Below are 8,426 nucleotides of genomic sequence, written 5' to 3'. Positions count from 1 at the left end.
TTATTGTATCATAGAAGAACCTTCCAAACATTATTTTACAGAAAAAGTTTCATACTCTCCTCCAAGCAGCAGATCGTTCAGGAACTGCAGATGGGTTTATCCACAGTCAGCCAGAACCTCAACCTTCTGGAGCAGGAAGGTCTGATAGAAAAAAACGGCTTTTTTGCATCCACCGGCGGAAGAAAAGCAAACGCCATTCAGATTGTATCCGATTTTAAAATTTCTATTGGTATCGGTATTTTAATTTCCTCCCATCCTGGCTGTGTCCTGCTTCCGTAAAATCAATCAGCAATTCTTCCAATGCCACGATGTTAACTTTTTCTTCCATTTTTCAGTTCCTCCACAATCTCGTTATAACGTTTTTTATTTAACCGGTAGAAAAATAATACAACCGCAGTCACAATCCAAAGTGCACCTGGAATCGTCGTAAATGCATGTTTCATAATTGAAAGCACAATTGCATTTTGTGTCTGATTTGCAATATAACCATATTTTCCAAGTAATCCTGCTAAAAGTGCTGTTCCAACTGCCATTCCGATTTTATTTCCAAGTGAAATAAATGCATACTGAAAACCATCATTTCTAAGTCCGGTTTTCCACTCCCCATATTCCACACAGTCTGGAATAATTGCATAGATTGCGGTATTAAATCCAGAGAAAAAAAACTGTGTGAGACCAGATAATGCATAAAAAATAGCTGGTGATTCTTTGGCATTGAAGAAAAACATAGACAACATGGAAATTCCTGTAAATAAAGCAAAGAGAGATGCTGTTCTTCCTTTGTTATTCAACTTGCGGAATACTGGTTGAAAACAGGCTGCCCCGATGATAGAAGGAATAATGATGCACATCGAATAAGTTGTGTAGTAGGAGGCATTGCCTTCCACATATGTAAAATAATACAGAATATCTGCGTTTCTACCATATAATGTAAATCCAAATAATATCTGTCCTACCAATGCAAGAAGATATGGTCTGTTCTGCATGACTGCTTTCAACTGAACCTTTACAGAAATTTTTTCTTTTTCCGGAGTGATCACTGCCTCTTTCGTCTTCGCAAAGCAGAAGAAATGACAGGCTGTAAAAATACATCCATATATGACCGCAACCGTCAGATATCCTGTCTTTGCACTGTGACTGCCGAATTTGCTGAGCAGCGGAACTGTGATAATATTTAACACACCAATTGCAATCATCGCTGCAACCGAACGGGATGTATTTATTTTTGCACGTTCATCAATATCCTGTGTCATAGCACCACACAAGGTTCCATATGGAATATTCACACAGGTATACCCCAAAACCAGCAGACAATATGTACTTACCATATAAATGATCTTTCCATTCTGCGGCCAGTCAGGTCTTGCCCAGAATGTCATGACAAGAAGAATTGCTGTAATTGGTGCCGCTACTAACAGCCATGGACGGTACCGTCCCCATCTCGATTTTGTTTTATCCGTAAGTCCCCCGACGATTGGATCATTGATTGCATCCCAGAATCTTGAAAAAAGCATCAGTGCTGACACAGCCGCCATACTGATTCCGAACACGTCTGTATAAAATATCATCAGAAAATTACTGACGAACATCCAGCTGAAATTACATCCAACATCACCAAACCCATATGCAATCTTACTGATCAGCGGTACTTTTCCATTTTTGTTTTCGCTTCCCATATGTCTCTCCTATTTTTATCAGAGTTTCTGACAGAACTCTATTCTTTCCTCATTTGGTCCCTTAATCATAAAAAACTTCACACCATTTTCCCAAAATGGCAGTTCTTCGATTCCGTCTGTAATAACTGTGTATTTTTCATTGCAGATTTTCTGATACATACTTTCAATGTCTTCCACATCAAGTGCAACATGTTGGTATGCACCGTCTGACATTTCCGCCTTCCCATTTTCAAAAGCCTCTATGCAGTAATTTTTTATCTGTAAAAATGCCACTTTTTCCCCTGCTTTTTCATTATAAGACTGCATAATTACTTCAAATCCAAGACTCTTATAAAACTCAACTGTTTTCTGTAAATCGTTTGTCGGAAGCCCGACATGGGCAATTCCGACAATTCCATATTTATTTTCCATACGAACTCCTTACTTTTCACTGACGTTGATAATTACTTTCATCGTTGTCTCGCGGTTATCATCAATATACTGGTATGCCTTCAGATAATCTTTAAAAGCAAATGTCTTTGAGATGAGCGGTTTCAAATGAACTTTGCCCTCATTTACCAGTCTGATTCCATCTATGTAATCATCATGGCGGTACATCATCGTGCTCTTAATGTCAAGTTCGTGGTCATTTGCCACTGCAAGATCTACTTCTGCCATTCCTGCAAAAACAGCCACCAGTACGATCGTGCTTCCTTTTCTTGCATATTTAATTGCCTGTCCCATTGTGATATTGTTTCCGGCACAGTCGTAGATCACATCTGCCTTATCCGGTCCAAATGCTTCGATCATCGCCTCACCGAAGTCTTTATTTTTGGTATTCACACACACATCAATTCCACATTCTTTTGCCTTCGCCAATCTAAGATCACTGATATCTGTGATCATCACTTTCGCTGCTCCCATTCCTTTTGCTGTCTGTGCCACGAGATTTCCGATCGGTCCTGCTCCAAGGACTGCAATATTCATGCCAGCCACATCGCCCATCTGTTTTACACCATGAACTGCCACAGCAAGAGGTTCGATCATAGCTCCTTCTTCATAGGACATATCTTCCGGAATAGGTGTTACTTTAGATGCATCCACTGCAAAATACTCAGATGCTGTTCCTGTCGTCTGAAATCCCATTACTTTTAATTCCTCACAGAGATTATACTTTCCATGACGACATGGATAGCAATGTCCACAATATACCTGCGGCTCTATCGTCACCTTCTGTCCCACATGAAACTCGGTGATATTTTTTCCAAGTTCTGTAATCTCACCAGAAACCTCATGTCCCTGTGTTACCGGATATTTTGTAAACGGATGTTTTCCATGATAAACATGAATATCTGATCCACAAACACCAATATTCATAATCTTTACCAACACCTGATTTTCCTTTACCTCCGGAACCGGAACCTCTCTGAAAATAATTTCTCCTGGATTTGTCATTACCTGCTGTAACATAGTTGTTTCCTCCTTTTTTATATTATTATACGTTTTATAAAACGTTTTATTAAAGTAATTATATTATTGTCCTATAAACACAATTTGTCAATATGTTTTTTCATATTTTTATATATTTCATAATTTCAAAATATATTTTTTGTATATTTTTCACAATTAACATGCAAAAAAACGGAAAGGAAACCGTAGTTACTGTTTTCTTTCCGTTTTTTACTATAATATCTTTTTCTAATTTTACACAACTTCTCGTTTTTCACACATATAAATCGGACATCGCATTCGCTTTGCAACCTGTCAGTGGGAGTTTTTAACTCCAACAGACTAAACATCCCCTTACCCAACGCTTAATTCCCTACGCACCAGATGCGGTGGACTGCTTATCTGCGTTCAAAAAAATTACAATTCTACCATATGTTTTGTAAAAAAGTATTTCGCGGCTCCAACAGCCGACGCTTCTTTCTTATACGAACAATTTTTCAAGTATGAAACATCATGCTCAAAGCCATTATATGCCATCACTTTTTCTCCCAGTGGTATCATATAATCTGACAATACGCCTCCCACATCACCTCCTAGTATGATGTCCATATCATATGCCATCCGCAGATTTGATATCAAAACAGCAAGATGATCCAAATACTCATTCCATGTCTGCAAATTTTTTTCATCACCACTTTCAATTTTTTCCATAAATGCATCCAGTGACTGCCTGTTATCTTGTGTCAGTACACTTGCTGCACAATATGCATCTGCACATCCTGATTTACCACAATAACACTTTCTTCCACCGGGAACGAGTATCATGTGACCAAACTCCCCTGCTTTCTGGTTCTGCCCTCGAAACAGCTTTCCATCTATGCAGAATGCACCTCCTAAAGTGTGGTTCAAAGACAGATATATCGCATTTCGATACTTTTGCTTTTTTTCTGCAAGCATTGCAGCATTAGCATCGTTTTCAAAATATACTGGAATTTCCAAAGCCTGCTCTAAAAAGCGCAGACTATAATTCTCTATACCTAAAGCATGGGATTTTAAAACGATCCGTTCTTTCTGATCAATAATTCCTGGAATCGCCACTCCAATCCCAAGTAGCGTGTCCTTCGCTAATTCGCCTTCAAGAAAAGTTTTGACCTTTTGTGCCACCTCTGTACAATAGAATAATTCTGCCGTAAATTTTAAACGGATGCGATCTTTTTTTATAATCTCATCTCCAAGATTTACTAATACCATTTCTATATGATTCGCTGTAATCAAAATTCCCATTGCATGACAGTATGACTTATTAATCCCTATACTTTTTGCCTTTCGTCCACCGGTCGAAGCATATTCCCCAGTTTCTTCCAACACCATTTTTTCTAATAAGTCATTCACATTTGCTAACACAGTCGGCATACTCAAGTTTAACTCTTTTGCGATTTCCGCCTTGGATGTAACATGCTTGTTTAGCACATAATTAATTATTTTTTTTCTTGTTGTATTTTTTTTATCTTTATTTTCCGTTTTCTTACCCTCTTTTATTAAATATATTATAAAAGAATTATATGCTTTTTTATTCTTCTTGTAAAGTAATGTTTTATAATAAATCTCCGACAGAATTTATCTTATAAACAGCCAAAAGCTCCCGAAGGAGTTTTCCACGCTTTAGATCTACACCAATTCTTTTAGCACAAGTTCTTCTGCCATATTACGAATACCATTTACCAATCTGACCCATTCCATCTGATCACGAGCTTTCAACTCAGCACTGATTGCATCCAACTTCTAAATCTAAGTCGATCTCTATCGTGTCATCTGGCTTTTGTTGGGACAAAAGAACTACCGTCTCACAGAACATATTTTATCGCAAGGCTTTTAAAAATGGAATAGATTTTACCAAACGACAGTTTTCAAAAAACTTATAAGGGATTTTTCCCTTGAACCCATCATTTATGATATATGGTGGTGCTTTTCGCCCCCAAATCGTGAAAGTGGGGGCACTTTCTGTCCCCACTCAGGAAATGTTGCTAAAATACTGTTTAGATTTATCATACATACAAAATGGAAGTTATCTATTTCTCCTCTTCATTAAGACCTAGTTCATTACATATTACTTGCTATCCCTGATACCTTATTCTTTCTACCAGCGTTTCCTTTTTCAGATTACTGCTTAAAACACAGGAAAGCACAATTTGTAGAATACCAACCAGAAGAATCATAACAAGAATCGGGATAAGAGGAACGTGATAAACGTTCATTCCAAAAATCCCATTATGCTTCGCATAGGAAAACAGTGCATAGCCAAGGGGCAGACCGGCAGCAAGTGCGACGCAGATGGTGCCAACCGTAAAAATCAAGCCCTGTATTTGTAAGCTCAGATTCAACTGCTTATTGGTCATGCCTACCGCTTGCAGCACACCGTATTCCTGCTTCTTCGTGATGATATTGATGATCATGGTGTTTGCCAGATTCATAAACCCAATGAGACCGACAATTGCCATGAACAGATAGCAGCCAAGCTTCATCATACGGCTTGCGTATTCTGCAGATTGTAACTGTGCATGATAGGTATCCATTTTTATATGCGAAGTATTAGAAATCAAAGTATTCAGACTCTGTTCCACAGATGCAACATCTTTTTTATCACAGTCCACCCACAGATAGCCATAGGCTGTTCCCCTCGGATTCATGGAACGGTATACACCTTCCGGAATGACAAGATAAGTGTCCGCACTTACAAAGGATCCTGCAATCTTTCCCTGATAGGTATAGGTTTCACTTCCATTCTCAAAGTCAAATACAATAGATTCACCCGGAGCATATCCATCTTGTTCCATCCACGCCGACCAGCCAAAGAAAATTTCACCATTCTTTACCGCCTGATCATAGTCCATAGAGCCAATATCCCCGTCTTGGCGCATAAAATCAAAATCATTTTTACTCACAATATCAGCCGGAAATCTTGTTCCGTTCAGATTTACAGAGACAATCTCTCTCGTCATGACATCTGTCACTCCTGGAATGCTTTTGATTTCTTCAATCATTGAATCATTCAGTGGGTTGTTCTGTAGGATTGTGTCCAGATTATTCTCCGAATAGGCTTCATCATAATTCTGGGAATAATCCAGCTGCAACTCAAATTGTCCATGGTTGATTGCAATCCGCGCCTCGTGCTCCGTGTCAATATTTCCAACATAATTAGAGATAATTACAAACAATACACAGGAAAGCCCCATGGTAAGAATCGTAGCAATGGTTCTTTTCGGATTGCCTGTCACATTTGCCATTGCCATGGAGAAAACGGTGACATCTTTTCTGCCTTTTCGTCTGCCCTGTTTTTGCGTTTTGGAGCCGTCAAGATACCGTGTCGCTTCGATGGATGAAATCCGGGAAACAATTTTCATGGGTTTGCGCAGAGCCAAAACGACCGTAAGAAACGATACAAAAATGCAGATGAGCATAATTGTCAGTGAAAACAGAGGCACCTGATGGTTCTTGATTCCGGACGATACCAGATTTCCCTGCTCCACCAGCCAGTTGAAGCTGACTTTTGCAATCAGGAAACCAAACAGCAGCCCCAGCGGTATCGAAGGAACCGCCAGAAGAATGCCCTCACGAAAAATCAACTGCTTCATCTGCTTTCTGGTTGCACCCAACGCCTTGATTTTTCCGTACTCCTGAACCTTCTGGGCGATCCCGACCTGGAAGATATTATAAATGACCACAACGGAAAACAGCACGATTCCGAGGATCAGGGTTCCACAAACCACAATCATTTCATAGCTCGGCTGCAATACCCACTGCAGGTAGAGGTCATTGATGATCACGTTTTTCTGGTCAATGCCGCAGAAATCCGCGATTTCTTTTATAACAGGCGCAACATTATTCATAGATACATTTGCAGAATCGCTCAAGGTAAAATAGATATTATATTGCCTGTCACCCTCCGCAACACGCTCATTATAAAAATCCTGCGAACCGAATACAACATAGGAAGCCTCGATGGTATATTCATCCCGGTCATATAAAATCCCGCTGACAGTAAATTCCACCGGTGCGTATTCCGACTGCATGCCGGAACGGTACTCCAATGTTACGGTGTCTCCGACCTTTACGTCATGGTATCCCACTGCATCAAAGAAAGCGCGTCCTGCGGCAATTTCCTGCGCCTTTTCCGGATAGGTACCTTCCTTCAACACATATTCCTGATTATAGGGAAGCATTTTCCTGACCGTTTCATCCGCACTGACAAACCCGCCATTTTCATTTCCTTTCAGGATGCCCTCCGTACACATGATGCCGATATCAAATATCTCAGCTCTGCGTTCCACTTCTTTTAATTGCGTACCATCTGCTGCGACAAACAGACCATAATTGCTTCCATATGAGCCTGCCGCCTGACTTTTCTGCAAACGTATCATTCCATTTCCCACAGTACTGATAATCACAAGCAGCATCGTAGTCAGACATATGGACATCATAATCAGTATACTTCTTGTCTTGTTCTTTTTGTCATTGCTATATGCAATCCTGCTTATTGTCTTCATCTGAAATCCACCACCTGTCCGTCCTCAATCACCAGAATACGGTCAGCGACCTGTGCAATTTCGTCATCATGGGTAATCATTACAATTGTCTGTCCATATTTTTTTGCTGTCATCTTAAGCAGAGCGATTACCTCATCACTGGTCTTAGAATCAAGATTTCCTGTCGGCTCATCTGCAAATATAATTTCCGGACGATTCACCAGTGCTCTTGCAATTGCTACTCTCTGCTGCTGTCCTCCGGATAACTGATTTGGCAGATTATAAATCCGGTTTTCAATCCCCAGAGTTGCAATAATATCATTTACATACGCTTCATCCACTTTTCTTCCATCCAGCCCCAGTGGCAGTACAATATTTTCCCAGACATTAACAGATGAAACCAGATTAAATGCCTGAAAAACAAATCCGATTTTTCTTCTGCGGAAAACAGCAAGGGCATCTTCCTTCATCCTGTATAAATCTTTCCCTGCTAAAGTAACACTGCCTTTTGTAGGGGTGTCTAGCCCTCCAAGCATATGAAGTAATGTACTTTTACCGGAACCTGACTTTCCAACAATTGCGACAAATTCTCCCTGCTCAATCTGAATGTCCACCTGATTGACCGCTTTGACCTGATTCTCACCTGCGCCATAAAACTTACAAAGCTGCTTGGTTTCTAATATCACACTCAATGTGCTACCTCCTTTTCAATTCTGTAAAACGTACCTTTTCAACACGCTTTCTTTGCCTGTTTATATATTTGGTCATTTTTCAACCTACATCCAAATTGTATCAGGAT

Annotated in this window: 7 protein-coding genes and 1 pseudogene; 1 reads left to right on the top strand and 7 read right to left on the bottom strand. The window is 39.9% G+C overall.

The genetic code is table 11. The features are described from left to right. Window positions 1-279, top strand: a pseudogene (locus DWX32_RS06350) (hypothetical protein); the annotation flags it as partial. 32 nt (window positions 280-311) lie between these two features. Here the strand turns inward: DWX32_RS06350 and DWX32_RS06345 are convergent. From DWX32_RS06345 to DWX32_RS06315, 7 genes are all read right to left on the bottom strand, one after another. Further along, window positions 312-1,676, bottom strand: coding sequence for an MFS transporter (locus DWX32_RS06345; RefSeq protein WP_118594589.1), 1,365 nt, complete (start codon window positions 1,674-1,676; stop codon window positions 312-314). An 18-nt stretch (window positions 1,677-1,694) separates the two neighbouring features. Continuing rightward, on the bottom strand, window positions 1,695-2,087 hold the full coding sequence (locus DWX32_RS06340) for a VOC family protein (protein WP_118659424.1): 393 nt from the start codon (window positions 2,085-2,087) through the stop codon (window positions 1,695-1,697). A 9-nt stretch (window positions 2,088-2,096) separates the two neighbouring features. Next, window positions 2,097-3,125, bottom strand: coding sequence for a zinc-dependent alcohol dehydrogenase (locus DWX32_RS06335; protein ID WP_055219656.1), 1,029 nt, complete (start codon window positions 3,123-3,125; stop codon window positions 2,097-2,099). Between the two features lie 396 nt (window positions 3,126-3,521). Next, window positions 3,522-4,643, bottom strand: a complete 1,122-nt coding sequence (locus DWX32_RS06330) for an ROK family transcriptional regulator (protein ID WP_330421822.1) — start codon at window positions 4,641-4,643, stop codon at window positions 3,522-3,524. 129 nt (window positions 4,644-4,772) lie between these two features. After that, a complete protein-coding gene (locus DWX32_RS06325) occupies window positions 4,773-4,844 on the bottom strand; it encodes a hypothetical protein (RefSeq protein ID WP_279220571.1) in 72 nt (23 codons plus the stop codon). Window positions 4,845-5,218: 374 nt separating this feature from the next. Continuing rightward, window positions 5,219-7,648, bottom strand: coding sequence for an ABC transporter permease (locus DWX32_RS06320; protein WP_118659421.1), 2,430 nt, complete (start codon window positions 7,646-7,648; stop codon window positions 5,219-5,221). Beyond that, window positions 7,645-8,319 (bottom strand): ABC transporter ATP-binding protein, encoded by a 675-nt coding sequence (locus DWX32_RS06315; protein ID WP_006426335.1) that lies wholly within the window; start codon window positions 8,317-8,319, stop codon window positions 7,645-7,647. Before DWX32_RS06315 ends, DWX32_RS06320 begins: the two co-directional genes overlap by 4 nt. Window positions 8,320-8,426: the final 107 nt, after the last annotated feature.

The organism is Blautia sp. AF19-13LB (assembly GCF_003479105.1).
Classification (GTDB): Bacteria; Bacillota; Clostridia; order Lachnospirales; family Lachnospiraceae; genus Fusicatenibacter; species Fusicatenibacter saccharivorans.
This window is presented reverse-complemented; position numbering and strand designations above follow the sequence as displayed.

Coding starts and splice junctions, on each gene's coding strand:
- DWX32_RS06335 (WP_055219656.1), bottom strand. CDS start 3,125: ATGTTACAGCAGGTAATGACAAATCCAGGAGAAATTATTTTCAGAGAG.
- DWX32_RS06340 (WP_118659424.1), bottom strand. CDS start 2,087: ATGGAAAATAAATATGGAATTGTCGGAATTGCCCATGTCGGGCTTCCG.
- DWX32_RS06320 (WP_118659421.1), bottom strand. CDS start 7,648: ATGAAGACAATAAGCAGGATTGCATATAGCAATGACAAAAAGAACAAG.
- DWX32_RS06345 (WP_118594589.1), bottom strand. CDS start 1,676: ATGGGAAGCGAAAACAAAAATGGAAAAGTACCGCTGATCAGTAAGATT.